The organism is Bacillus rugosus (genome assembly GCF_023238245.1).
Lineage (GTDB): Bacteria > Bacillota > Bacilli > Bacillales > Bacillaceae > Bacillus > Bacillus rugosus.
The window spans coordinates 2,623,258-2,646,693 of sequence record NZ_CP096590.1 but is presented as its reverse complement, the minus strand read 5'-3'; the positions used below and the strand labels follow the sequence as shown (position 1 = coordinate 2,646,693).

The following is a 23,436-nucleotide window of genomic DNA, read 5'->3' as shown; positions in this document are numbered from 1 at the left end:
GGACACATAAAGTGTCCGCTTTTTTTGTTATTCAATTGATGTCATGGGCGGGAATATGTTTTGGGAAGTTTGTCCTGGTTCATAAGTTTTGTTTTTTGTCATTCATGATTTTGACATCATTCCATTCCTCAAGAATGATAAACTGTTTACTGATCATTACTTTTGAAGGGGTCCTGCCCTTAAGAACTGCGATTCTAAAATACTAATATGAGATGTAAATGATTTGTAGTGATAAACACATAGGTATAAAAGGTAACGTTGTCAATCTGCTATAGAGACCTTTCTGGGAGAATATCAATAGATAAAAACAAGGCTGTCCGCCATAAAGATTCGGAATATTCTTGTTAAGGGCTTATTAATAAGGACAAAGGATGATAGACGTGAAAAGAATAGAAAAAATATACCATCAGCTCATGCATAATTTTCAGGACTCCAGCTTAGATCATCTTTTAAAAGTACAGGGGAATTCAGCAAAGGAAATTGCTGAGCAGCTGAAAATGGAGCGGTCCAATGTCAGTTTTGAATTGAACAATCTCGTCCGGTCCAAAAAGGTTATAAAAATTAAAACATTTCCTGTGCGATACCTGCCAGTCGAGATAGCGGAACGGTTATGCAACAAAAAATGGGATACAGAGATGATGGAAGTGAAAGGCCTGGAGCCATTTTCCGGGAATCCCGAAAAGAATCATCAACATATCTCCACGAATCCTCTAGAGCTTATGATTGGGGCAAAAGGCAGCTTGAAGAAAGCAATCTCCCAGGCAAAAGCAGCTGTCTTTTATCCGCCGAACGGTCTGCATATGCTCCTCTTAGGGCCGACAGGTTCGGGTAAATCCCTTTTTGCGAACCGGATATACCAGTTTGCCATTTACTCTGACATTTTGAAGAGCGGTGCACCATTTATTACATTTAACTGTGCAGATTACTACAACAATCCTCAATTACTGCTTTCTCAACTATTCGGACACAAAAAAGGTTCATTTACAGGTGCCGGCGAGGATAAGGCTGGTTTAGTCGAACAAGCCAATGGAGGCATTCTTTTTATGGATGAAATCCACCGTCTCCCTCCTGAGGGGCAAGAAATGCTGTTTTATTTTATTGACAGCGGTTCTTATAACCGGCTTGGAGAGTCTGAACATAAACGAACATCGAACGTATTGTTTATTTGCGCCACTACAGAAAATCCGAGTTCTGCACTATTGAAAACATTTTTGCGAAGAATCCCAATGACCATTCAGATTCCTTCGCTTGAAGAACGATCGCTTAAAGAAAGAGTGGATCTGACGACGTTTTTATTAGGAAAAGAAGCAGAGCGAATTAAGAAAAATCTGAGTGTGCACATAGATGTCTATAATGCGCTTATTCATTCTGCAAAATTTGGGAATGTGGGACAGCTGAAATCAAATGTCCAGTTAGTTTGTGCACACGGGTTTTTGCACAATCTTGACAGACATGAAGTTATTGAGCTGACTGTTCGGGATCTGCCGGATGAAATCAAGCAAGAATGGATGTCCAGCAGCAAAAATATGCAAAGAAGCAAAGCCATTTCTGAATATGTCAATATAACAACGATTATCTCTCCGATTGTAGAAGATGAAACAACAAAAATGGACGAAGACCTCTCATTTAACTTGTATCATTTGATTGAGGAAAAGGTGAAAACCCTAATGAAAGAAGGGTTATCCAAAAAGGATATTAATCAATACATCTTGACTGATATCCATTTGCATGTCAGAAGTTTTTTTCATCATCGGGCGTTTCAAAAGGACAGCCTGCTGACATTCGTTGAAGATGACGTGATTCAAATGACAAAACAATTAAAAGAAATAGCTGAACATGAGCTCGAATGCACATTTGACCGTAAATTTATTTATTTCTTAAGTATGCATATTGACGCATTTTTAAAGCGCGGAAAGCAAATTGATGTTTTAAATACACAGGAGACTAATGAAATCCGTGATACTCATGTGAAAGAATATCGGGTGGCGATGATTTTTAAAGAAAATATTCAGGAATATTTTAAAGTGGCCATTCCGGAAATAGAGGTTATCTACCTAACGATGCTGATTCATTCCATCAAATCGTTAAAAGAAAACAAAAGAGTCGGTATTATTGTGGCTGCACATGGGAATAGCACGGCGAGTTCAATGGTTGAAGTTGCGACAGAACTGTTAGGAAGCACTCCAATTGCAGCAGTTGATATGCCGCTTTCTGTTTCACCTTCGGAAATTATCGAATGCGTAGCGGAAAAAATGAAACAGGTTGACGAAGGCGAAGGTGTTTTAATGCTGGTAGACATGGGGTCACTTGCGATGCTGGAAAGTAAGCTTGAGGAAAAGACAGGCATTTCCATTAAAACAATCAGCAATGTTACGACCTCAATGGTGCTGGATGCTGTCAGAAAGGTGAATTATTTGGATTTGAATTTGCATGCAATTTATCAATCGGTCACGAAGGATTTTATTGAGTTATGGGGGCGGCAGCCAGCGGCATCCGGCAAAAAGAAAGCACTGGTCTCCATCTGCACGACAGGCAGCGGAACAGCCAAAAAGCTGGAAGAAATCCTGACCACGATCGTAAACAAGGCCTCCGATACCCCGATTCATATATTGACCGTTTCATCCATTAAATTGGCAAATAGCATAAAAGAAATCGAAAAAGAGTATGAGATCCTTGCGACAGTTGGAACGAAAGATCCTAAAATCAATGCTCCGCATGTATCTTTAGAAGTGTTAATTGAAGGGGAGGGAGAGAAGCTGATTCAACAGGCGATTACTAAAGGCAGCATCCCCTTGAGCAATGGATTGAACGCAAATATCATTGTCAGGGAGCTTTGCGAAGATAGCTTAAAAAAGTACCTTGTCTTTTTGAACCCCCATCATATTAACGAAATGTTATTAGAGTGGCTGCAAACTGTTCAAGATGAGCTGGGAGTCATTTTCAATAATGCAGTTTTGATCAAAGTCATCATGCATACGGCGTTCGCCTTTGAAAGGGTGATTAAGCAGAATCCGATTGCTTTCTCAGAGGAAGAAGAAATAAATGATCAGCTGAAAGAAATGGTAAACGTGACAGAGCGGACATTAGCCCCATATGAACAAAAGCTTGGGCTTCGCATAAGTGATGATGAAAAATTATTTATTGCCGCCATCTTCGCTGAAGAAGTGCATGGCCAGCTGTTTTAAAAGCGGTTTTTTCATGTGAACCTGTATTAAATGGAACGCCATTTTAATACAGGTTATTTTTTTTGATTTCAAGTGTTTTAACAACAGAATGTCATTGGCTGAAAATTTAATGAAAACGCTTAACACAACTTTGTTGGCACGATCCTTGCATTATAAATGGATGTACAAAACAAAGGAAGGAGCAATGGATATGATTTCAGTTATTATCAGTGGTCATGGAGATTTTCCCATAGCATTAAAAGAGTCTTCAGGGATGATATTCGGTGAAGAAAATAACCTGATTGCAGTGCCGTTTTTTAAAGGAGAAGGGATTCAAACGCTGCAAGAAAAATATCAACAGGCGCTCAAGGATATTCCGGAAGAAAATGAAGTGCTTTTTTTAGTTGATATTTTTGGAGGGACCCCATATAACGCGGCAGCTTCTTTCATTGCTGAGGATCAAAGAATGGATATGGCAGCCGGCGTAAACCTGCCGATTCTGCTTGAGGTATTAAGCCTGAGAGAACATCTGACCCTTAAAGATTTGCTGAACAACTTAAAAGCAATGAGCCAGCAAAGCTTTCAAGTGTGCAGTGAACATTTAGAAAAAGTGAAAACAGCCAATCAAGAAACAAGAGAGGATGAATTGTGATGAACATTGTGTTAGCCAGAATTGATGACCGCTTTATTCACGGCCAAATCCTGACAAGGTGGATTAAAGTGCATGCGGCAGACCGAATTATCGTTGTTTCTGATGATATTGCACAGGACGAAATGAGAAAAACATTGATCCTTTCTGTTGCACCTTCAAATGTAAAAGCGAGTGCCGTTTCGGTTTCAAAAATGGCAAAAGCGTTTCATAGTCCGCGCTATGAAGGAGTAACGGCGATGCTCTTGTTTGAAAATCCGTCCGACATTGTATCTCTTATAGAAGCAGGCGTGCCGATCAAAACCGTAAACGTCGGGGGAATGCGTTTTGAAAACCACCGCAGGCAAATCACTAAATCAGTCAGCGTCACAGAACAAGATATAAAGGCGTTTGAAACGTTAAGCGGCTTGGGTGTGACACTGGAATTGAGGCAGCTGCCTTCAGATGCCAGCGAGGATTTTGTACAGATTTTACGGAACGTAACAAAATAATCAAGGGGATGAGAATATGTCTTCATTACAAATTATTTTGTTGTTAATCATTGCAGCAATCACCGGCATCGCAAGTGTATTGGATGAAGGACAGACACACCGGCCGCTTGTGGCCTGCACGCTAGTTGGCTTGGTGCTCGGAGATTTAAAAACAGGGATTATCCTCGGAGGCACACTGGAACTGATGGCGCTGGGCTGGATGAATGTCGGCCTTGCCATGGCGCCTGATACAGCGATTGCCTCTGTCATCTCAACCATTTTAGTCATTACCGCTGATCAGGGGATTGGAGAAGGTATTGCCGTCGCTGTTGCTTTGGCAGCTGCGGGTCAGGCGCTGACGATTTTTGTGCGGACGATCACTGTCTTTTTCATTCACCGCGCTGATCGATATGCAAAAGAAGGAAATATAAAAGGAATTGAAATTATGCATATTACCGCGATGGTGTTTCAAGCTTTGCGCGTCATGATTCCTACATTGATTGTTGCTTTGATTAGTGTCAGCGCTGTTCAGGCGTTCCTCGGAAATATTCCGGATGTGATTACAAAAGGGCTGCAAATAGGCGGAGGCATTATTGTTGTTGTCGGGTATGCCATGGTGATCAATATGATGAATATTCCTTATTTAAAGCCATTTTTCTATATCGGTTTCTTATTAGCGGCGTTTACTGATTTTAACTTAGTGGGATTTGGAGCTCTTGGTCTCTGTCTGGCGCTTTTATACCAGCAGGTGATGCAAAAACATAACGCGCACGGAGCGGTGGCCGCCGCATCAGACAGTGGCCATGTGGCTGTTTATGATGACGATGATGATCTTGATGCCTAAACAATGAGGGGTGATGAAACAATGGAGAAAGAAAAACGATTAACGAAAAAAGAAATTTTCAGCATGTTTATTCGTTCAAATTTTTTGCTTGGCTCCTTTAACTTCGAACGTGTGCAGGCCATGGGATATTGTTATGTCATGATACCGGCGATCAAAAAATTGTACGGACCCGGAGCGAAAAGAAACGAAGCACTGCAGCGGCATTTGGAATGGTTTAATACTCATCCGTGGCTGACAGCGCCTATATTCGGCGTGACGGCAGCCATGGAAGAAGAAATGGCGAACAATAAAGGAATTGATGGAAAAGCAATAAGTGGAATGAAAATCGGTTTGATGGGCCCGATAGCGGGTGTAGGCGATCCGATTTTCTGGGGAACGGTTCGTCCGGTCTTAGCTGCGTTAGGGGCATCCCTCGCTTTAGGAGGAAACATTGCCGGCCCTTTGTTATTCTTTTTCTTGCTGAACGCCATAAGATTAAGCACAAAATATTACGGGTTAAAGTATGGCTATGTAAAAGGAATGGAGATTCTGCAGGATTTAGCGGGGAATCGCATTCAAAAGCTTACAGAGGGTGCTTCAATTCTCGGGTTATTTGTCATGGGAGCTCTCGTTTCCAAATGGACCACGATCAACATTCCAATCGTTGTGTCCAGGATTAAGGATGAAAGCGGAAAAGTGGATGTTCAAACCGTACAAAATGTGTTAGACAGCATTATGCCGGGTGCGCTGCCTTTAGGGTTAACGTTATTGGTGGCATGGATGCTGCGCAAAGGGGTGAATCCTCTTCTCATTATTTGCGGGATCTTTATTATCGGGATTCTTGGATATTGGGCTGGATTTTTAGCATAAGCTGTGTGATGTAAGAAAGAAGAGGGAAACTGCAGCAATCTACCATATATCAATCATTCGGATAACAGCGAACAGAGGAGAATTGCCAGAAACGGATTAGCTTGCGCAGCAGTCTCTCTTGAAAGTGATCAAACATGAAGAGAGGAGCGAAACAAATGAAAAAGAGACTTATTCAAGTCATGATCATGTTCATCCTGCTGTTGACTATGGCATTTCCGGCTGAGGCAGCCGATTCAAGCTACTATGACGAGGATTATCGTCCTCAATATCATTTCACGCCGGAAGCAAACTGGATGAATGATCCAAACGGGATGGTATATTATGCTGGAGAATATCACTTGTTCTATCAATACCATCCATACGGGCTTCAGTGGGGCCCCATGCATTGGGGGCATGCCGTGAGCGAAGATTTGGTTACGTGGAAGCACCTTCCTGTTGCGCTGGCTCCGGATGACAAAGGCACGATCTTTTCAGGAAGCGCAGTTGTAGACAGGAATAACACAAGCGGTTTTCAGACAGGCAAAGAGAAGCCGCTAGTGGCTATTTATACACAGGATCGAGAAGGCCATCAAGTGCAGAGTATCGCCTATAGCAATGACAAAGGAAGAACGTGGACGAAATACGCTGGCAACCCTATCATTCCAAACCCGGGAAAAAAAGATTTTCGCGATCCAAAAGTCTTTTGGTATGAAAAAGAAAACAAGTGGGTGATGGTGCTTGCGGCCGGAGACCGGATCCTTATTTATACGTCCAAAAATCTGAAGCAGTGGACGTATGCAAGTGAATTTGGACAGGGGCAAGGAAGTCATGGGGGAGTATGGGAGTGCCCGGATTTGTTTGAGCTTCCGGTAGACGGCAATCCGAATGAAAAAAAATGGGTGATGCAGGTCAGTGTCGGAAACGGGGCGGTTTCGGGAGGATCAGGCATGCAATATTTTGTAGGGGACTTTGATGGGACGCATTTTAAAAATGAAAATCCGTCAGACAAAGTTCTTTGGACGGATTACGGCAAAGACTTTTATGCGGCTGTATCCTGGTCTGATATTCCAGCCTCGGACGGCCGGCGGCTTTGGTTAGGCTGGATGAGCAATTGGCAATATGCGAATGATGTTCCTACATCCCCATGGAGAAGTGCAGCCTCCATTCCAAGAGAGTTAAAATTGAAAACGCTTACTGGAGGAGTTAGAGTAGTCCAAACTCCAGTAAAAGAGCTGCAAACCATTCGCGGGACCTCTAAGAAGTGGAAGAAAAAGACCATATCGCCCGCAAGCCAAAATGTGTTAGCGGGCCTGTCTGGAGATGCATATGAATTAAATGCAGAGTTTCAAGTATCTCCAGGTTCAGCTCCTGAATTTGGTTTTAAAGTTCGAACAGGCAGAAATCAATTCACAAAAGTCGGCTATGATCGAAAGAACGCCAAACTGTTCGTTGACCGGAGCAAGTCGGGGAACGTCACCTTTAATCCGACCTTTAACACCGGAATACAAACAGCTCCGCTAAAACCGGTAAATGGAAAGTTAAAGATGCGTGTTTTTGTCGACCGCTCTTCAGTTGAGGTATTTGGGAATAACGGACAGCAGGTCATAACTGATATCATTTTCCCGGATAGATCAAGCAAAGGTCTTGAATTATATGCTCAAAATGGCAGTGTAAAGCTAAAATCTTTAACGATCTATCCTTTAAAAAAGGTGTGGGGAACGTCGCCTTTTATCTCAAATTTGACTGGCTGGACGACTGTAAACGGCACGTGGGCCGACACAATTGAGGGGAAACAAGGGGGGTCAGACGGCGATTCCTTTATCTTGTCTTCAGCATCCGGATCAGACTTCACCTATGAAACTGATATCACCATTAAGGATGGAAACGAAAGAGGGGCAGGCGCGCTTATGTTTCGCTCTGATAAAGATGCCAAAAACGGTTATCTTGCCAACGTGGATGCGAAGCATGACCTAGTGAAATTCTTTAAATTTGAGAACGGTGTCGCTACTGTCATTGCTGAATACAAAACGCCAATAGACGTAAATAAAAAGTATCATCTGAAAACTGAAGCACGGGGCGATCACTTTAACATCTATTTAGATGATCGTCTTGTGATCGATGCAAATGATTCCACATTCTCAGAAGGTCAATTTGGCTTGAATGTGTGGGATGCGACTGCTGTCTTTCAGAATGTAAACAAGGAGTCTTAAAATAAAATAATGGGATTTTCATGTCATATATCAAGTTCAATTACTGAAAGAAGGCACAGACCCAAACGGTCTGTGCCTTCTCATTATTTCAACAAATTCAATGATTCGCGGTTAAATGCTTCCAAGTCATCAGGTGTTCTGCTTGTGACAATGTTGTGGCTGACGACTACTTCTGCATCTTTGTAGTTTGCGCCGGCATTGATTAAATCTTTGCGGATGCTGCGGTAGCCTGTGATATCTTTGCCTTTCAGAAGATCAGTATCAATCAGTACTTGCGGGCCGTGGCAAATAGCGAAAACCGGTTTTTCATTTTCGATGAATGCTTTCGCGAATTCACCAGGGCGATCATCTGCACGAAGCAAATCCGGAGAGAATCCCCCAGGAATTAAAAGTGCATCAAATTCACTTGCATCCACATCTGAGATTGCTTTATCAATCTTTACTTTCTCGCCATGCTTACCGGTAACTTCTTTGCCAGCTTCCAAATCGATAGCTACGACACTGTAGCCAGCTTCCTCGTATGCTTTTGCCGGACTTGTATATTCGATATCTTCGAATTGGTCTGTAACGAGAACTGCAATTTTTTTGCTCATATAAAAAACCTCCTATAACCTCTCTATGCCTATAGGATAACAGGTAGATTGACCGGCCTTCAAAACATTTGCTTAAGGAGGCCGTTTTTCGTGAATTTCTATTAAATAAAAGCGGGTCAGCCCATTTAAGGACTAACCCATTTTTTCGACTTACAATGTGGAAATATCAATCACAAATCGATAACGGACATCACTTCGGAGGATACGTTCGTATGCTTCGTCCACTTGGTCAGCGCGGATTACTTCGATTTTAGGTACGATGCCATGTTCAGCAGCGAAATCAAGCATCTCTTGAGTTTCGGCAATTCCGCCGACAAGGGAACCTGCAATGCTGCGGCGACCCATGATTAAGGAAAACACACTGTATGTGTCCTGCTCAGCAGGTGCTCCGACATTTACAAGTGTTCCGTCAATACGAAGCATTGATAGATAGGCGTCTACATCAAGATTTGCGGATACTGTATTTAAGATCACGTCAAAACGCCCGGCCAATGCAGTGAATGTAGCTGGGTCACTTGTAGCAAAGTAATGATCTGCCCCAAGTTCCAGAGCTTCCTCTTTTTTATTCATGGAGCGGCTCAGGACGGTTACCTCTGCACCCATCGCATGTGCAAATTGAATTGCCAAATGTCCTAGACCTCCAACGCCTACAATGGCAACCTTTTTACCAGGCCCAACATTCCAGTGCTTCAGCGGGGAATACGTTGTGATACCTGCACACAACAGCGGACTGGCAACATCCATTTCCAAACTGTCTGGAATACGGACAACAAATCTGTCAGTGACAACGATTTTTTGGCTGTACCCGCCATACGTCGGATTTCCATCGTAGTCTAGTGAGTTATAGGTTTGAACAACACCCTTTGTGCAGAACTGTTCCTCGCCGCTGAGACAGTATTCGCATTCTCCGCAGGAGTCAACAAAACAGCCGACACCAACGCGGTCCCCGACAGCAAACTTAGTCACTTCTGCTCCAACAGCTGTTACGACACCGGCAATTTCATGTCCGGGCACCATTGGGAATATGCCTCCGCCCCATTCATCAAATGCGCTATGGATGTCTGAATGGCAAATCCCACTGAATTTTATATCGATTAAGACATCATGCGGCTGTAATTCTCTTCGCTCAATCGTCGTTTGCTCAAATTTGGCTTTTGCATGTGATACGCTTAATACACGGGTTTGATGTTGATTACACATATGAACCTATCCTTTCTTCATCATAAGTGTTGTAAAAAACATGCACTTATTTATGTTTTATCGTGTCTTCAACATAACGATAAACCTTAAAGTCCGCTTTAAGGCAAGGGTTTTTTTGAAAAAAACTTCATTTCAAATTGAATCTGATAGATAACAAGCTTGGCTGAATATAAAAAGGGAACATTTTATAAGGTATAGTATAGGTCATCATGAACAGGCTCTAACCAATCCGTTTCCCCCGGCGTAATGGCTAAATGCACAAACCAACTGTCTTTCGTGGCACCGTGCCAATGTTTTACATAGGGAGGAATATTTATGACATCTCCGGTTTTGAGTAATTGAGTTGGTTTTCCTTCTTCTTGATACCAGCCTTCACCGCCTGTCACTAACAAAACTTGCCCGATTTTATGAGAATGCCAGTAATTGCGGGCTCCCGAAGCAAAGGTGACATTCCCGATTGAAGCATTGAGAGGTGTCTCATCGGTAAATATCATTTGTAAATATGCATCCCCAATAAAGTTCGCTTCAATTTTTTCACCTATCGGAAAGATTGTGCTATTGCTTAATTGATCAGATGTCATATGTTGACCTGCTTTCTTTTCATTTTTAAAGATGCCTTTTGCGATATGAAATGCTGACCAAGCTTTGGGCCATCCGGCATAAAACGAGAGGTGAGTGATGATTTCTGCAATTTCCTCTTTTGTTAATCCGTTTTCCTTCGCTTTTTGAAGATGCGGAGTTAATTGTTCGAAGTTTCCTCCAGCAATTAACGCAGAAACTGTAATCATGCTGCGATCCCGCGGAGACAGTTTTTCCTCTCTTGCCCAAATGTCACCGAACAGAACATCATCGTTAAGTTCAGCAAACTTTGGCGCGAATTCTCCTAGTATATCTCGTCCAGCAGTTTGTTTCTTTGCCATTTAGCAATCCCTCCATCTAAACTGTTTTTATTGCATGGAGAAGTATAGAGCTTAAAGTGTGCTTTAAGGCAAGCCCTGTATGTTTGAAAAAAAGATTCAGCAGTTAAAACTTGTTTCCGCTTGACTTAAAGTTAACTTTAAGTGTTACCTTCAAAACATACAGGACAATGACAGAGAGGTGAAGAGTATGAATATTGCGCAGGTGGCAAAGCAGTTTGGCCTAACAGCTGCAACACTCAGATATTACGAACGTGTAGGATTGATCCCGCCGGTAAAACGAAAACAAAGCGGCATTCGCGATTATGATGAAGAAGATATCAAATGGATTGAATTCATTAAATGCATGCGAAATGCAGGACTATCGATAGAAGCGTTAATTGAATATACAACGTTATTTACTGAAGGAGATCGTACGGTAGAAGCTCGCAAAAATATCCTGGCTGATGAAAGACAGCGGCTCATAGAGAAGCGGAAAGAAATTGATGAAACAATTAAAAGATTGGATACAAAAATTGAAGATTATGATGGGAAATTGCGCGAAAATGAGGCTAAGCTCAAAAGCAGGCCTAATACGGAAAGTCTTCACGGATAAATGAAGCAAGATAGCATTCTTTGTGTCCGAGGGGGCAGGTTAAAAATAAGGATTTTGTTTCGAACTTGTTTCCTCCGCCAATAAATGGATACCGAAAGAGGTGGTTACGATTCCTTATTCGATTGGAGAATTTGCAAACATCATCGGTGTGACAACAAGTACCCTCAGGTATTATGAAAAGGAAGGGCTCCTGACTCCCCATCGAAATGAGAATAATATACGGGAATTTACGGATCATGATATCGGCTGGGTGCGATTTTTACTCCATTTGAAAGATTCAGGAATGACGATGACAGAGCTAAAACAATATACAGCATGGCGAGCAATGGGGGATGAAACGATTCATGATAGGATGCATTTACTTGAAAAGCGTAAGCATATGGTAGAATTAGAAATTCAAGCTTTACAGCAAAATCTGCAAGTATTAAACCGTAAGATTGAATTCTATAAGGACCAGATAAAGGGGGATCAATATGAGTTTGTCCTTTATCCAAATAAAGAGGATTAGTCATAAAAACAAACGCTTTAAGGCTGAAGGTGATTTTTAAAAATGAAAATTCCCTTCAGCCTATTTTATTGTTTATTGATGAGAAGGAAACCAGCTTTTATATTTGACGTTAAGTCGAACGTTTACTTTTGCTATCAAAAAAACAGTTAGTACAGTTTATAAAAAATATAGATCCCCGTTGTTCATTTAGTCAGATTTTCCCCTCAGCCGTTTGATATCTTCTTTAGGCGGAAAACCAAATATGCGGGATTATTCACGGCTGAATTGTGATGGGCTTTCATAGCCGACCCGGAATGCAGCATCTGCGGCATCTGTTGACTTCATGAATAACAGGCGTCTGGCTTCCTGCAATCTCAGCTGTTTTTGGAATTGAATCGGGCTCATGGCGATCCAACTTTTAAAAAACAGAAGCTGAGGGACAGTTGTGGTCAATCAATACTGTTCCTCAGCAAATCAAAAGAGGTTAAAGGGTTGGCAACTGAATCGCGGTTTCGATATTTTGTAAATTCAGCTTCACTTGTTCATCTGTGTTCCAAGGATGATACCAGCCCTTTTCCATCATATAGCTTGAGATTTGTTCGTGCATATCGAGGGCTTCCTCTAAATGCCGGGTAAGGATCTCTTTCACTTCAGGCGTACCAGCTTCCGTTGCGGCCATCGCATAATTTCTGACTCCGTTTTTTGCTGCAATCAATAAGTCCATGGCAATGATTTGGTCTGTTAAAACGTTCATGCCAGTCAGATATTCAATGATAGGATTCATTAATCATTCATCTCCTCATTCATGCTTTGCATTAGATAAAATAGAGGCAAATTCCTGTAGCTGCCGTGTGGTAGTGTCAACGTCTTGCTGCATGATTTCTTTTAGCTTCGGATCAGATACCAGCGCCTTCATTGTTTTGGATTTTGTTAAACAAAGTGTCTTAAATGCAGTCATTTCTTGGACTTCTAGCACTTCATGTAAGGCGTATTCCATTTCTGTCACCTCCGTTTTTTTAAGGTTTTAACACAACTTTTATACAATCATCCATTTTTGAATCAAAAATGTCATAACCATGCTTGGCTTCACTAAGCGGCAGGACATGGCTTACAACATCTCCAGGATCAATTTTACCCGTCGACACTAATTCAAACATGTATGGCATGTAGTGGATCACCGGAGCCTGTCCAGAGCGTATATTGATGTTTCGCTGCATGATATCACCTAACGGAAAACCGTTATATCTGCCGCCATACACTCCTGTAATTTGTATGGTTCCTCCTTTGCGAACGGCTTGGGAAGCAATGACCAATGCACTCATCGTTCCGCCATGAAGCTTTAATCCGCTGGCAAGGAACTCGAGGTCGCTCATTTTCCCATCCATCCCAACAGCGTCAATGACAACATCTGCTCCGCCTTTGGTGATTTCCTTCAAGTAACTCCCTGTATTTTCATGGTCTTCAAAATTAACGATTTCGACTTTGTTGGTTCGTTTGGCATGCTGTAAGCGATAGTTTACATAGTCAACTGCTATGACGCGTTTTGCGCCCTTTAGCCAACAAAACTTCTGGGCAAACAGGCCGACAGGTCCGCAACCGAGAACGATAACTGTATCACCGTCTTTTACCCCGGCGTTGTCAACACTCCAAAAGCCGGTGGTCATGGCATCGGCAATCACGCTTAATTTCTCATCGGGCTCCTCACAAGTTTCAGGAATTTTAAAATGGGTAAAATTCGCAAATGGCACTCTTAAATATTCAGCCTGCCCGCCTGGATAACCGCCAGTATGACCTGAATAGCCGAAATAGGCACCCATTTCTCCATTGTCATTAGATTGATCACATTGGCTTTCCAGTTGGTTTTTACAAAAAAAGCATTCACCGCAGGCGATCGTAAAAGGAATAATGACACGGTCACCTTTTTTCACCTTTGTAACCCCTGGCCCAACTTCTTCAACGATTCCCATTGGTTCATGGCCGATGACATAGTCTTCATGCAGATTGGGAATCAATCCATGGATTAAATGTAAATCTGATCCGCAAATGGCTGTACTGGTGACTTTTATAATCATGTCATCTGACTTTTCAATCTTTGGATCTGGTACATCTTTGACAACAACATTTTTAATGCCTTGATACGTTACTGCCTTCATGCTGTAAAACCTCCAGTGCTAGTGTTCATCAGGTGTCCGGTCAAACATCCCTTTTCGATTTGTTTCATCAGGAAAAAGGTTCATGTTGCCGACCATGATCGTGTTTTTTGCAGAGAGCTGATCCAGCTTATACTGTTCGCTCAGCTCATACGGGTGGAACCATTTTTTGCTTATCATCAGTTCCGTAATCTCTTGGTGCATCGCGATTCCTTGCATCAGCTGTTTCCGCAACAAGGCTCTTACATCTGGTGAAGCGGTTTCAGTCAAAGTTACAGCGGTATTTCTCACGCCTTCTTTTACTCGAATAAGAAAATCCATCGCAAATGTAGTGTCTGCAAGTTCAGGCATATTTAGCGAATTAATAGGGTCTAGGTGATCATGATTCAAAGGGGCTTACCTTCCTTTCAATTGATGATTGGTGTTGGGCGGCTTTGAGGGACAGGGGCCTGAAATGGGGCACGCTCATAAACCGCTTGTAAATCAGTAAGGTCTTGAATGGATTGCTGTACATCTTTTTGCATCAAGTCCTTAAGATCTTGGTCAAATACAAGTCCTTGCATTAACTTCGATTTCGCTATACAAAGTGTTTTAAAGTTAACGATTTCATGTAGATCTACAGCCTCGTGAGCAGCTAATGTTTTATGATCCATAGTGATCAACCTCCTTTAATCAACGTTACATTTCCCGAAATTAGGGTGTAGCATACAGAAAGAACGTTTCTCCGCTAAAAATAACATATACGGAATGATTACAAGTCGCTTTATTCTCATCAAGCACAATTGTTTATCTAAACAGCTTCTGTTGCGCCGCTTAATCACAAAAAGTGTATAAAAGCCTTGTCTTATTAAAAATGGACTCATATTTGCACATTCTGAAGATGCAAAATGTCACGTTTTTTTTTTGTCGAAAACATAGGAGTAATTCCACTTTTTAAAGATCTAGTTTATGGTACATTGATAAATATATGGAAGGGGAGGGGCGTGGTTTTCTGAAAGGTAATTTCTTTTACTGGATGTAAGAAAGCAGACGTATTATAAGGGGGATAGTATAAGGTGAATAAGCTAAAAATGCTAAGTACGCTAACGGTGATGATTGCATCATTGCTCATTTTCTCTAGCCATGCACTTGCCGCTCAGTATTATACGGTCTCAACAAGCAGCGGTGCACCTGTAAATATGCGCAGCGGCCCAGGTACAAGTTGGGGGATTGTAACGACTATTCCGAGCGGCAGCCGTATCCCGATCTTTTGCTACAAAACCGGTACAACTGTAACTGGAAAGTATGGAACGAGTAATATTTGGAATTACACAGAGCGGACGCTTGCCAGCGGAGAGGTCGTTTATGGGTTTGTCTCTGATACATATGTCTACACGGGTTCAGACGGTCCGGTTGTTCCTAAATGCAGCTGGTAGCATATGTTCTATCGCTTTAAAATGAAGGAATTGAAGAAAGAGGGATGACATTGACAAAACTGAAAATGCTGAGTATGTTAACCGTTATGATAGCATCATTGTTCATTTTTTCCAGTCAAGCACTTGCCGTTCAGTACTTTACGGTCTCAACAAGCAGCGGTGCCCCTGTAAATATGCGTAGCGGTCCAGGTACAAATTATCCTATTATGCTTTCCATTCCAAGCGGCTCGCGTGTTCCTTACTATTGTTATGCTTATGGAACGACTGTTACAGGGAAGTATGGAACGAGTAATATTTGGGATCAAATCCAGTGGAAAGATTCTCGGGGTGTCGTGAATATTGGATATGTTTCTGACACATATGTCTACACAGGCTCAGACGGCCCGGTCGGTTACCGATGCAACTAGCTGTATACTCCGTACAATAGAGTCTCTTCTTTAGGGCCTATCTGAATAAACCATACCAACTTTGTTGGTGTGGTTTTTCCTGTTTATAAATACCTCAATCGCTAGGATAGCCCACTCATTAATGATAACTTTAAGTACATAAATGAAAGACCGAGGAAATTGTGTTTGTATTTGTATGAACAGTCAAGAGGGCAGAAAGTAAGATGATGAAATCATGAAAACATCTCATTTTCCCTTTGATCTTTGCATAAGATAAATGTATAATACAAATCGTAATAATTTCGGTTTGAGGAGAAGGAGTGTTATAATGAAAATTTTATTTGCAAAGAGGTTAGGGATATTAGCGATTGGTTCATTACTAGTATTGGCAGGATGTCAGACTTCAGGTTCATCTAAAGGTGAGTCTAATAAAACAGCATCATCCTCAGCAGTTGAAGAAGACTCTTCTAAAACGGTAGAACAAACATCAGAATCTCATAATCATGATCACGATCATAGTCATGCACATGATGAAGAAACAGAAAAAATTTATGAAGGCTATTTTAAAGACAGTCAAGTAAAGGATCGGCCACTTTCTGATTGGGAGGGAGACTGGCAATCTGTATATCCATACCTGCAAGATGGTACTCTTGACGAAGTATTTTCATATAAATCAGAACATGAAGGTGACAAGACAGCTGAAGAATATAAAGAGTACTATAAAAAAGGGTATAAAACAGATGTTGACCGTATCTTAATCAAACAAGATACTGTAACGTTCTTCAAAAATGGAAAAGAATATTCTGGTAAGTATACGTATGATGGGTACGAAATTCTAACATATGATGCGGGAAATAGAGGGGTAAGATACATATTCAAACTAGCTAAAAAAGCTGAAGGACTTCCTCAGTATATTCAGTTTAGTGATCATAGTATCTATCCGACTAAAGCTAGTCATTACCATCTGTATTGGGGTGATGACCGTAAAGCTTTACTCGATGAAGTTAAAAACTGGCCTACCTACTACCCGTCAGAAATGGACGGCCACGATATTGCCCATGAGATGATGGCGCATTAATTGAGGAGTAACATGGCCATGAAGTATGGTATTTCTTTTACACAAACGGTCATTTTGGGAAATACGCCTAGCCTTTAAGTAGATTGAATACTTAGATAGCCTGTGTTAGCTGCTGACTCCTCGTCAGCAGCTTTTTTGCCCTTTTTAATTTTCTTCCTTTCCTTTCTCTCAGCCCGAGGGCAACTTCTATAGCAATGGCGCCTAGATAAAATAAACAAAACATTAATAAAACAGCGCTATTTCATTAACAAAGTTAAGATACGATCAATAATAACTTGACGGTGGGAAAAAGTGTTTTGGAGAGATCGATTAAGAGTAAGGGAGAGTATGATGAAAAAATGAAATTACTAAGGATGAAGAAGCATTTAGTAGTGGCTTTATTTTCTCTGATATTATTTCAAAGTTCTGTGAGTGTATGTTATGCGAGCACAACAGCGAAAGCAAAAACAGTAACTCCGCCGCCGCCCCCTGCTTCAGGATACTTCGTAGATCATTACAAAAATAACAGCTCTGCTAATACTACAGTGAATTCTAATCCTGCAATCGGGGTGCTTTCCGAATTTAATAAGCTTTGGACGCCCGGAAATACCTGGGATAGCGGAGCCAAACTGAACAGCAGCGTATTGGATGCCAACATTCAAAAAGTTGTAGACATTGCAGAACGCCGTACTTTCAGTGAGGAAAATGCCGCATATTTTGATGATCGCAGGAATCAGAGCTACAGTGTGATTGACGGTCTTGGTCCGCTTACTGATGTATATCGAATGAAGGCGGAGGCGACAACAACGATTAACAGTATTCCGGCAGATGCCACGATCAAAAAATATCATGATGAAGGAACCAATTCTGGCAGCACGAGTTCCAGTCTCGGCAGCGTTGTGAGTTTGGTCAATACGTTACGCGGCCCTTATTCTTCAACGAACCCGGCTAAGGGATACTTTCATTATCCCCGCCCGTTTCGCTGGGAAAGCAATTCTATTCTTGTTCCGACCCTTGTTCCTGCTATCAATCCTGATCCAGACAAAGACGGAGGTTTTCCCAGCGGGCATACGAATGCCGCATATCTCAGCGCTTTTGCTATGGCTTATGCCGTACCGGAGCGTTATCAGGAACTCCTTACCCGAGCTTCAGAACTCGGGAATAACCGCATTGTTGCCGGCATGCATTCCCCGCTTGATGTAATGGGAGGACGTGTCATGGCAACTGGCTTGGCGGCTGCTATTTTATCTGATCCAGCCAATAATCGTTTGAAAAAGGCTGCTTATGATGAAGCTCACAGTAAGTTGTTAACACAAACTGGTACAGCGGAAGATCGATTCAGCGATTATGACATGAATAAAAAACAACATTTTCAACGATTGACATACGGATTTGGGCAAATCAATCCAACTGCTAAACCAATGGTGGTTCCTAAGGGAGCTGAAGTCCTGCTGGAAACCCGTTTTCCTTACCTTGATAAAACGCAGCGCCGCTGGATTTTAGCTACGACCGGTCTTCCTGCCGGCTATCCTGTTCTTGATGACGCTGAAGGATGGGGACGGCTTAATCTCTTTTCGGCTGCCGATGGATATGGCGCTTTTGCCAAAAACGTTACCGTGAATATGGATTCTTCAAAAGGCGGCTTCCATGCATTGGATCGCTGGCGCAACGATATCTCCGGCTCCGGAAAGCTGACCAAAAAGGGGACAGGCACGTTAAAGCTGGAGGGGAACAATACATATTCCGGCGGTACGCGGATTGATCAGGGGACACTTGAGGGCGACTCGAAGACAGCATTTGGAAGAGGTGATGTTTCAAACAACGGAGGCACCCTGAAGGAAGATGTGTCAGGAAAACTGATCATCGGAGGAGACTATAAACAATCTGCCAAGGGTATACTTGAGCTGAATCTCAGCGGGAAAAATGACCTGCTTCACATTAAGGGCAAGGCAAAAATGAAAGGAACATTACGACTCCATTTTTCGAACAATTATGTACCGGCAGACGGATCCACGATCATCACCTATCATAAACGTCATGGATCATTTTCATCAATTGAGACTGTAGGTTTACCAAGCAAGTACAAAGTGAAGATCGTCTATAAGTCCAACAGTATCCAATTAAAAGTCAGGGCAAATTAGTTTGTATCCCAGCAACTTAAAAAATGAGCAATGGTCATTACTTGGGGGAGTTTATTCAATAAGAATAGTTTTCAAGCTGGTGCTTATTGCCGCCAGCTTGTTTTATGTTTATCGGAGCTCGTGATGATTGATGACGGTGAACAGGCTGACGGACCGCCGGGAAAAATACATAGTCAGTAGAACCAACGAGAGCTTCTATTTGTTCAATGCTCCCTTTGAGTAGGAACATAGCAAAAACGTTGAAAAAAGCAACTAACAATTTAGCGTTGGAAAATTTTTTTATGCGCGGGAAAGAGTATAGAGGTATGATTTAGATAGTGCTGATCTTGCAAATTGACCAATAAGGTTGTTTTATTCACTTATTCATTTTTGGTTAAATAAAGTTGAGAAAAAACTTAGGCAGTTAACTGTTGAAGGAGAGACAACCAATGAAAAATAGAGAGGAAGCAATTGATTATTGTTTGAGTTTTAAAGATGCATATGAAGATTATCCATTTCGTGATAAGAATTGGACATTAATGCGACACGCTAAAAACAGAAAAGTGTTTGCGTGGATATTTGAAAAAAATGATCATATTTGGATCAATGTGAAGTGTGAACCCGGTTTTCTCGATTTCTGGAGACACAAATACACTTCGGTAGTTCCAGCATTTCATCTCAATAAAGACCATTGGAATTCTATCATTCTTGACGGAACTGTTCCAGATGAAGACATATACGATATGATAAAACAAAGCTACATGTTAACTAAAACGAAGTAAGCGATAGACCCGAGGGAGAGGGTATAAAACCTTGAAGTGCTACAAGAGCATTGTGTCGCATTATATGGAATCTATAAAGTGTAAGATGGCAACTGGTTTGAACATAGTAAAGGGAAAAAGCTTAATCTTTTTAAGGATTAAGCTTTTTTTAAAAGTTCAATTATATTTAACGTCTGAAGGAATGACCCATATGCATAATCTATGCCTATCAATCTTAAATATATTACTTCATAAAGTCAGCCATTAATTCCTTAACGATGTCTTCACAGCTCTTTACTTCAGTAATGACATCAATAGCTGTGTTCATAGAAATAATTCCTTCACCCAGCTTTCCTTCTAGCATTCCTGGACGAAGACTCATTTCCTCCTCGGCAGGTTTTCCTTAAACAGGTTTTATCTCAAGTTCGTTCAGTTAGGATTTTGAAGGTAACCGTGTATAGTGGAAGAAAAAATTCTTAGAACTTAGAAGAAAGGATGAGATTGATGAAGGAATATTTTACAATTGGAGAAACAGCCCGTCTCAATAACATCTCAATTCAAACATTGCGCTATTATGATAGGATCGGAATTTTCAAGCCTTATTATACAGATCAGGAGAATGGCTATCGATATTACCATGTGAAACAGTTCTTTTATTTAGATATTATCAAGTATCTAAAATATATTAGAACACCTCTGGAAGAAATCAAGCGTTTCGGCTCATATACTTGTACCCCTGAAGATATACAACACTTTCTTGAGGAGCAAGAAAGCGTTATTGTGCAAGAAATGGAAAAACTCGAACGTGCTCGTCAATTACTTCATAGGAGAAGGAATCAGCTTAATGAACAATTAGACATATGCAGGAAAAAAGATGAAGGTTTCGTTTATTTTCGGTATATAGATGAACAAACCATATTAAAAGTAGAGACGCCTCAAGTTAATCCTCATGATCAATCGGATTTGTATTACAGAAAGCTGGCTGATGTTATTGAAAAAATAGGAGATGTAGTAGATAACTATTATGGATTCATTTATGATTTCAAGCCCTATAAGGATTCTCGTGACATTTATTGCAACAGTATTTATACCACTGTTTGCAATGAAAAAAAGATAGACATAGGAGAAAAAAACATAAGGTTAGACACGATCCCGTCAGGTGAATATGTATGTATCGCATTTGATTGGTCTGCAAAAAATTATGATGAATATTATCAAAAACTTTATCAATATATTGAGTCTCATGGCATCCAAACAGATGGAAACGTATATCAAGTTTCTCTTCCAATCGACTTTAACTCATTAAGAGAAGAAAACTTCCTCACAGAATTAAGAGTGCTAAAAAAATAACTAACCCTTGACCCTATAGTTGCTATAGGGTTTATGATTTGTGCATCTTCTTATGAATATTTGAAAGGAAGGATGTATAAGATGACAAACGAAGATAAGACGCTTCGGTTACTCATGCCGCAATGGCAAGTCGGAACCAATCTGCCGGGAGCCCATTTATTAAACTGGCCTGCATCTAAAACGAATGGTCCATTTGAAGAAGCACCTGACGATTTAGATGCGAGCCTCTCAAGTTCTAATAAAAAATGAATCTTAAACAAAAGGAGCGATGAAAGATGAGAGCACCGATAGATGAACCTATTTGGTACGCCTACCCTGGAATGGTAGCTGTCGTTACGGCTCAATATGAAGGTGAAAAAAACGCAATGGCTTCCGGTTGGCATACGTATATCGGATCTTCTCCTGGGATGTATGGGATATCAGTAAACAAAGAGACATATACTTACAAAATGATTGAGAAAAGTGGTGTTTTCGGTGTGAATTTTCTTCCAGGAAGATATTCGGAATTAATCCAAGCATTAGGCACCCATAGTGGTAGAGATATCAATAAGTTTGAAGAATTTAATATTCAATACGAAGAAGGGCTAAAAGCTGAGATACCGATTTTAACTGATGCGTATTTTGCTTATGAGTGTAAAGTACACAGTATTTCCACTTTGGGCGATCAAGAGTGGATTGTGGGAGAAGTTTTACAGAGATATCAAGATAAAGAGCTTTTCTTAAAAAATGGAATGCCAAATTTAGAAAAATTGGATATTCCGCTTCATATTGGAAAGTCTAGCTACCGAATATTAAATAGTAAAGCAGAGGAACGTCAACACGCCTTTTACCCCAAAACTGATTGAAACATGCAGGTTCCTCCACCTTCATGGTTACGTGGCATACCTTGAGTTCATCTCACACGATAGAGTAGAGGAAACCTTTATCAAAATAAAAAATCAGTGGATGTATGTGCAGTGGATTCCGCTGGAACCATTGACTGATATTAAGCAAAAAAGAGACCCAAAGACCGCAAAGCTTATTTAAGATAGCTTTGCGGTCTTTTATATTCTAAGACTCAATTCATCTTACCGTGGAAATATATATTCCAACTTTTTCTTCCTATCAACTATAGTTCATAAAGGAAAGAACACTTCCTCACAAAATGAAGGGTACTTGACACTATAGTTACGGTAGGACTTATATTTGCATAGTTCTTATCAATATTTTGAGAAAAAGGAGGATCATGTAATGCGTTATTTCTCTTTTATTAGCATTTCTAGCAGGAGCAACCCTTAGCTTTGAAGGAGGCATATATTCTGAATTAGGAAAAACAAGCTGAGCGTATAAAATGGCTTCTAAATCAATAGTGAATTGTATTAAGGTAAACACTGAGGATAATTTAAAAAAGCTCATGGGCAGGAAAATAGATGAAGTTTTGTGAAAAATGGTCTAATTTTTCACTCACTGGTTAAGAAACTTTGTCAGCATATGGTGAGTTAATCACATAACAAAACAAACGCCATAAAGATTTCTTATGGCGTCTGTTGGATATGGGGGAAGGTGAGTTCTTAATAGCCACCGATGAAAGAGGTCCCAACGATGATTAACAGGATGAATAGCACCACTATTAATGGAAATGACCGCATAACATCACCTTCCTTAAAAGAGGATAGTACATGATATGCTGATCGAGCTCATTCGATAGTGATGATAGTTTAATTGATTTTAAAATATGTTTTAGCCTAAGTAGAATAATACTAAAAAAACTCAATATATACTAAAGATGAGAACCAATGTTGATGCAGTTAAACTGTTTCAGAGTTTGCACAGGCTCAATTCTGACGGCATTTACGGACCGAAAACAAACGAAAGCAAAACTTGAACGATAATTGTAAATAAAAAAGCGCCCTGTTTCTCTATGAGGGGAGGCCTGCTCTTTTTTGAGGGCTTGCACCGTGACTGGCATCAAATACATGTTGGAAGCAGGGTACCCCGCTTTTCTGTATACATGAATAAAAGATAACTTTGGATTTCAGGTAAAAATCATCCCTAAGGATGTCGAAAAATCGAAAAACCGAAAAACAACGTTTTGAATTATTATTTGTTACATCTTTTAACTGGTTTAAACATGGTTTTCTCAAGTCGCTTTCACAATCATTTTCCTCAACGATGTTTTCATTCTTTACAGATTGTGTCGCTGGTAATTTTCTGCTCTCGTAATATTTTTGTTCACATTCACAAAATGAGTAGGAGGGACA

Annotated in this window: 28 protein-coding genes and 2 pseudogenes; 18 read left to right on the top strand and 12 right to left on the bottom strand. The window is 40.9% G+C overall.

The genetic code is table 11. The features are described 5' to 3' along the window. Positions 1-380: 380 nt before the first annotated feature. The 7 genes from levR (at position 381) to M0696_RS13475 (ending at position 8,165) form a co-directional block, all read left to right on the top strand. Positions 381-3,185: a transcriptional regulator LevR gene (gene levR / locus M0696_RS13505; RefSeq protein WP_248602054.1), complete on the top strand. Its 2,805-nt coding sequence runs from the start codon at positions 381-383 to the stop codon at positions 3,183-3,185. A gap of 190 nt (positions 3,186-3,375) precedes the next feature. Next, positions 3,376-3,816, top strand: coding sequence for a PTS fructose transporter subunit IIA (gene levD / locus M0696_RS13500; RefSeq protein WP_166850329.1), 441 nt, complete (start codon positions 3,376-3,378; stop codon positions 3,814-3,816). Continuing rightward, on the top strand, positions 3,816-4,304 hold the full coding sequence (gene levE / locus M0696_RS13495; protein ID WP_166850333.1) for a PTS fructose transporter subunit IIB: 489 nt from the start codon (positions 3,816-3,818) through the stop codon (positions 4,302-4,304). Before levD ends, levE begins: the two co-directional genes overlap by 1 nt. Before the next feature lie 16 nt (positions 4,305-4,320). Beyond that, a complete protein-coding gene (gene levF, locus M0696_RS13490) occupies positions 4,321-5,127 on the top strand; it encodes a PTS fructose transporter subunit IIC (protein WP_166850336.1) in 807 nt (268 codons plus the stop codon). 21 nt (positions 5,128-5,148) lie between these two features. Continuing rightward, entirely contained in the window at positions 5,149-5,976 is an 828-nt protein-coding gene (gene levG, locus M0696_RS13485) for a PTS fructose transporter subunit IID (RefSeq protein ID WP_024714937.1), read from the top strand. Positions 5,977-6,094: 118 nt separating this feature from the next. Then, a complete protein-coding gene (locus tag M0696_RS13480; protein ID WP_248602053.1) occupies positions 6,095-6,199 on the top strand; it encodes a hypothetical protein in 105 nt (34 codons plus the stop codon). Next, positions 6,156-8,165, top strand: a complete 2,010-nt coding sequence (locus M0696_RS13475; protein WP_248602777.1) for a glycoside hydrolase family 32 protein — start codon at positions 6,156-6,158, stop codon at positions 8,163-8,165. The genes M0696_RS13480 and M0696_RS13475 overlap by 44 nt, the downstream gene beginning before the upstream one ends. An 83-nt stretch (positions 8,166-8,248) precedes the next feature. On the opposite strand, the gene yraA is transcribed toward M0696_RS13475, so the two are convergent. The 4 genes and pseudogenes from yraA to M0696_RS13455 form a co-directional block, all read right to left on the bottom strand. Continuing rightward, entirely contained in the window at positions 8,249-8,758 is a 510-nt protein-coding gene (yraA, locus tag M0696_RS13470; protein WP_222143230.1) for a cysteine protease YraA, read from the bottom strand. Positions 8,759-8,908: 150 nt separating this feature from the next. Further along, the gene (locus M0696_RS13465) at positions 8,909-9,958 is read right to left on the bottom strand and encodes an NAD(P)-dependent alcohol dehydrogenase (protein WP_222143229.1); all 1,050 of its coding nucleotides are present in this window, start codon (positions 9,956-9,958) and stop codon (positions 8,909-8,911) included. A 185-nt stretch (positions 9,959-10,143) separates the two neighbouring features. Then, a complete protein-coding gene (locus M0696_RS13460) occupies positions 10,144-10,539 on the bottom strand; it encodes a cupin domain-containing protein (protein WP_248602776.1) in 396 nt (131 codons plus the stop codon). A gap of 48 nt (positions 10,540-10,587) precedes the next feature. Next, a pseudogene (locus tag M0696_RS13455) lies at positions 10,588-10,878 on the bottom strand (carboxymuconolactone decarboxylase family protein); the annotation flags it as partial. Positions 10,879-11,065: 187 nt separating this feature from the next. On the opposite strand from M0696_RS13455, the gene adhR reads away from it, so the two are divergent. Beyond that, on the top strand, positions 11,066-11,470 hold the full coding sequence (gene adhR / locus M0696_RS13450; protein WP_222143227.1) for an aldehyde stress transcriptional regulator AdhR: 405 nt from the start codon (positions 11,066-11,068) through the stop codon (positions 11,468-11,470). Positions 11,471-11,570: 100 nt separating this feature from the next. After that, on the top strand, positions 11,571-11,978 hold the full coding sequence (locus M0696_RS13445) for a MerR family transcriptional regulator (protein WP_396021421.1): 408 nt from the start codon (positions 11,571-11,573) through the stop codon (positions 11,976-11,978). 186 nt (positions 11,979-12,164) lie between these two features. Here M0696_RS13445 and M0696_RS13440 read toward each other — a convergent pair. The 6 genes and pseudogenes from M0696_RS13440 to M0696_RS13415 form a co-directional block, all read right to left on the bottom strand. Beyond that, positions 12,165-12,380: pseudogene (locus M0696_RS13440) on the bottom strand (helix-turn-helix domain-containing protein); the annotation flags it as partial. Positions 12,381-12,441: 61 nt separating this feature from the next. Continuing rightward, complete coding sequence (locus tag M0696_RS13435) at positions 12,442-12,741, bottom strand: spore coat protein (RefSeq protein WP_003226009.1); 300 nt, start codon at positions 12,739-12,741, stop codon at positions 12,442-12,444. Between the two features lie 15 nt (positions 12,742-12,756). Further along, a complete protein-coding gene (locus tag M0696_RS13430) occupies positions 12,757-12,954 on the bottom strand; it encodes a hypothetical protein (protein ID WP_003226012.1) in 198 nt (65 codons plus the stop codon). A 19-nt stretch (positions 12,955-12,973) separates the two neighbouring features. After that, positions 12,974-14,110 (bottom strand): zinc-dependent alcohol dehydrogenase, encoded by a 1,137-nt coding sequence (locus M0696_RS13425; protein ID WP_061186638.1) that lies wholly within the window; start codon positions 14,108-14,110, stop codon positions 12,974-12,976. An 18-nt stretch (positions 14,111-14,128) separates the two neighbouring features. Next, a complete protein-coding gene (locus M0696_RS13420) occupies positions 14,129-14,497 on the bottom strand; it encodes a spore coat protein (RefSeq protein WP_248602052.1) in 369 nt (122 codons plus the stop codon). A gap of 17 nt (positions 14,498-14,514) precedes the next feature. Continuing rightward, positions 14,515-14,760: a spore gernimation protein GerQ gene (locus tag M0696_RS13415; protein ID WP_166850373.1), complete on the bottom strand. Its 246-nt coding sequence runs from the start codon at positions 14,758-14,760 to the stop codon at positions 14,515-14,517. Between the two features lie 402 nt (positions 14,761-15,162). Here M0696_RS13415 and M0696_RS13410 point away from each other — a divergent pair, with 402 nt between their 5' ends. From M0696_RS13410 to M0696_RS13390, 5 genes are all read left to right on the top strand, one after another. Next, positions 15,163-15,522, top strand: a complete 360-nt coding sequence (locus tag M0696_RS13410; RefSeq protein ID WP_014114562.1) for an SH3 domain-containing protein — start codon at positions 15,163-15,165, stop codon at positions 15,520-15,522. A gap of 50 nt (positions 15,523-15,572) precedes the next feature. After that, entirely contained in the window at positions 15,573-15,929 is a 357-nt protein-coding gene (locus M0696_RS13405; RefSeq protein WP_248602051.1) for an SH3 domain-containing protein, read from the top strand. Between the two features lie 307 nt (positions 15,930-16,236). Beyond that, the gene (locus tag M0696_RS13400) at positions 16,237-16,986 is read left to right on the top strand and encodes a metal-binding protein ZinT (protein ID WP_248602050.1); all 750 of its coding nucleotides are present in this window, start codon (positions 16,237-16,239) and stop codon (positions 16,984-16,986) included. Positions 16,987-17,324: 338 nt separating this feature from the next. Next, positions 17,325-19,106 (top strand): acid phosphatase, encoded by a 1,782-nt coding sequence (locus tag M0696_RS13395; RefSeq protein WP_248602049.1) that lies wholly within the window; start codon positions 17,325-17,327, stop codon positions 19,104-19,106. Between the two features lie 428 nt (positions 19,107-19,534). After that, on the top strand, positions 19,535-19,867 hold the full coding sequence (locus M0696_RS13390; protein ID WP_061186629.1) for an MmcQ/YjbR family DNA-binding protein: 333 nt from the start codon (positions 19,535-19,537) through the stop codon (positions 19,865-19,867). Between the two features lie 223 nt (positions 19,868-20,090). Here M0696_RS13390 and M0696_RS13385 read toward each other — a convergent pair whose 3' ends face one another. Further along, positions 20,091-20,228, bottom strand: coding sequence for a hypothetical protein (locus M0696_RS13385; RefSeq protein ID WP_248602048.1), 138 nt, complete (start codon positions 20,226-20,228; stop codon positions 20,091-20,093). A 122-nt stretch (positions 20,229-20,350) separates the two neighbouring features. Between M0696_RS13385 and M0696_RS13380 the strand changes: the two genes are divergently transcribed. The 3 genes from M0696_RS13380 to M0696_RS13370 all read left to right on the top strand — a co-directional run bounded on the left by M0696_RS13380 (position 20,351) and on the right by M0696_RS13370 (position 22,041). After that, positions 20,351-21,196 carry a MerR family transcriptional regulator gene (locus M0696_RS13380; RefSeq protein WP_072566596.1) on the top strand — a complete coding sequence of 282 codons (846 nt, stop codon included), beginning with the start codon at positions 20,351-20,353 and terminating at the stop codon, positions 21,194-21,196. 81 nt (positions 21,197-21,277) lie between these two features. Continuing rightward, positions 21,278-21,445, top strand: coding sequence for an arginase (locus tag M0696_RS13375; RefSeq protein WP_087986838.1), 168 nt, complete (start codon positions 21,278-21,280; stop codon positions 21,443-21,445). A 26-nt stretch (positions 21,446-21,471) separates the two neighbouring features. Next, the gene (locus M0696_RS13370) at positions 21,472-22,041 is read left to right on the top strand and encodes a flavin reductase family protein (RefSeq protein ID WP_014114549.1); all 570 of its coding nucleotides are present in this window, start codon (positions 21,472-21,474) and stop codon (positions 22,039-22,041) included. Positions 22,042-22,746: 705 nt separating this feature from the next. Here the strand turns inward: M0696_RS13370 and M0696_RS13365 are convergent. Further along, positions 22,747-22,824 (bottom strand): YjcZ family sporulation protein, encoded by a 78-nt coding sequence (locus M0696_RS13365; RefSeq protein WP_222143418.1) that lies wholly within the window; start codon positions 22,822-22,824, stop codon positions 22,747-22,749. 137 nt (positions 22,825-22,961) lie between these two features. On the opposite strand from M0696_RS13365, the gene M0696_RS21160 reads away from it, so the two are divergent. Next, positions 22,962-23,060 carry a peptidoglycan-binding domain-containing protein gene (locus M0696_RS21160; RefSeq protein WP_222143216.1) on the top strand — a complete coding sequence of 33 codons (99 nt, stop codon included), beginning with the start codon at positions 22,962-22,964 and terminating at the stop codon, positions 23,058-23,060. Positions 23,061-23,436: the final 376 nt, after the last annotated feature.

Coding starts and splice junctions, on each gene's coding strand:
- M0696_RS13415 (WP_166850373.1), bottom strand. CDS start 14,760: ATGGATCATAAAACATTAGCTGCTCACGAGGCTGTAGATCTACATGAA.
- M0696_RS13475 (WP_248602777.1), top strand. CDS start 6,156: ATGATCATGTTCATCCTGCTGTTGACTATGGCATTTCCGGCTGAGGCA.
- adhR (WP_222143227.1), top strand. CDS start 11,066: ATGAATATTGCGCAGGTGGCAAAGCAGTTTGGCCTAACAGCTGCAACA.
- M0696_RS13430 (WP_003226012.1), bottom strand. CDS start 12,954: ATGGAATACGCCTTACATGAAGTGCTAGAAGTCCAAGAAATGACTGCA.
- M0696_RS13380 (WP_072566596.1), top strand. CDS start 20,351: ATGAAGGAATATTTTACAATTGGAGAAACAGCCCGTCTCAATAACATC.
- M0696_RS13375 (WP_087986838.1), top strand. CDS start 21,278: ATGACAAACGAAGATAAGACGCTTCGGTTACTCATGCCGCAATGGCAA.
- M0696_RS13400 (WP_248602050.1), top strand. CDS start 16,237: ATGAAAATTTTATTTGCAAAGAGGTTAGGGATATTAGCGATTGGTTCA.
- M0696_RS13395 (WP_248602049.1), top strand. CDS start 17,325: ATGAAATTACTAAGGATGAAGAAGCATTTAGTAGTGGCTTTATTTTCT.
- M0696_RS13460 (WP_248602776.1), bottom strand. CDS start 10,539: ATGACATCTGATCAATTAAGCAATAGCACAATCTTTCCGATAGGTGAA.
- M0696_RS13425 (WP_061186638.1), bottom strand. CDS start 14,110: ATGAAGGCAGTAACGTATCAAGGCATTAAAAATGTTGTTGTCAAAGAT.
- M0696_RS21160 (WP_222143216.1), top strand. CDS start 22,962: ATGAGAACCAATGTTGATGCAGTTAAACTGTTTCAGAGTTTGCACAGG.
- M0696_RS13370 (WP_014114549.1), top strand. CDS start 21,472: ATGAGAGCACCGATAGATGAACCTATTTGGTACGCCTACCCTGGAATG.
- levG (WP_024714937.1), top strand. CDS start 5,149: ATGGAGAAAGAAAAACGATTAACGAAAAAAGAAATTTTCAGCATGTTT.
- levD (WP_166850329.1), top strand. CDS start 3,376: ATGATTTCAGTTATTATCAGTGGTCATGGAGATTTTCCCATAGCATTA.
- levE (WP_166850333.1), top strand. CDS start 3,816: ATGAACATTGTGTTAGCCAGAATTGATGACCGCTTTATTCACGGCCAA.
- M0696_RS13385 (WP_248602048.1), bottom strand. CDS start 20,228: ATGAGTCTTCGTCCAGGAATGCTAGAAGGAAAGCTGGGTGAAGGAATT.
- M0696_RS13390 (WP_061186629.1), top strand. CDS start 19,535: ATGAAAAATAGAGAGGAAGCAATTGATTATTGTTTGAGTTTTAAAGAT.
- M0696_RS13365 (WP_222143418.1), bottom strand. CDS start 22,824: ATGCGGTCATTTCCATTAATAGTGGTGCTATTCATCCTGTTAATCATC.
- M0696_RS13465 (WP_222143229.1), bottom strand. CDS start 9,958: ATGTGTAATCAACATCAAACCCGTGTATTAAGCGTATCACATGCAAAA.
- yraA (WP_222143230.1), bottom strand. CDS start 8,758: ATGAGCAAAAAAATTGCAGTTCTCGTTACAGACCAATTCGAAGATATC.
- levF (WP_166850336.1), top strand. CDS start 4,321: ATGTCTTCATTACAAATTATTTTGTTGTTAATCATTGCAGCAATCACC.
- M0696_RS13435 (WP_003226009.1), bottom strand. CDS start 12,741: ATGAATCCTATCATTGAATATCTGACTGGCATGAACGTTTTAACAGAC.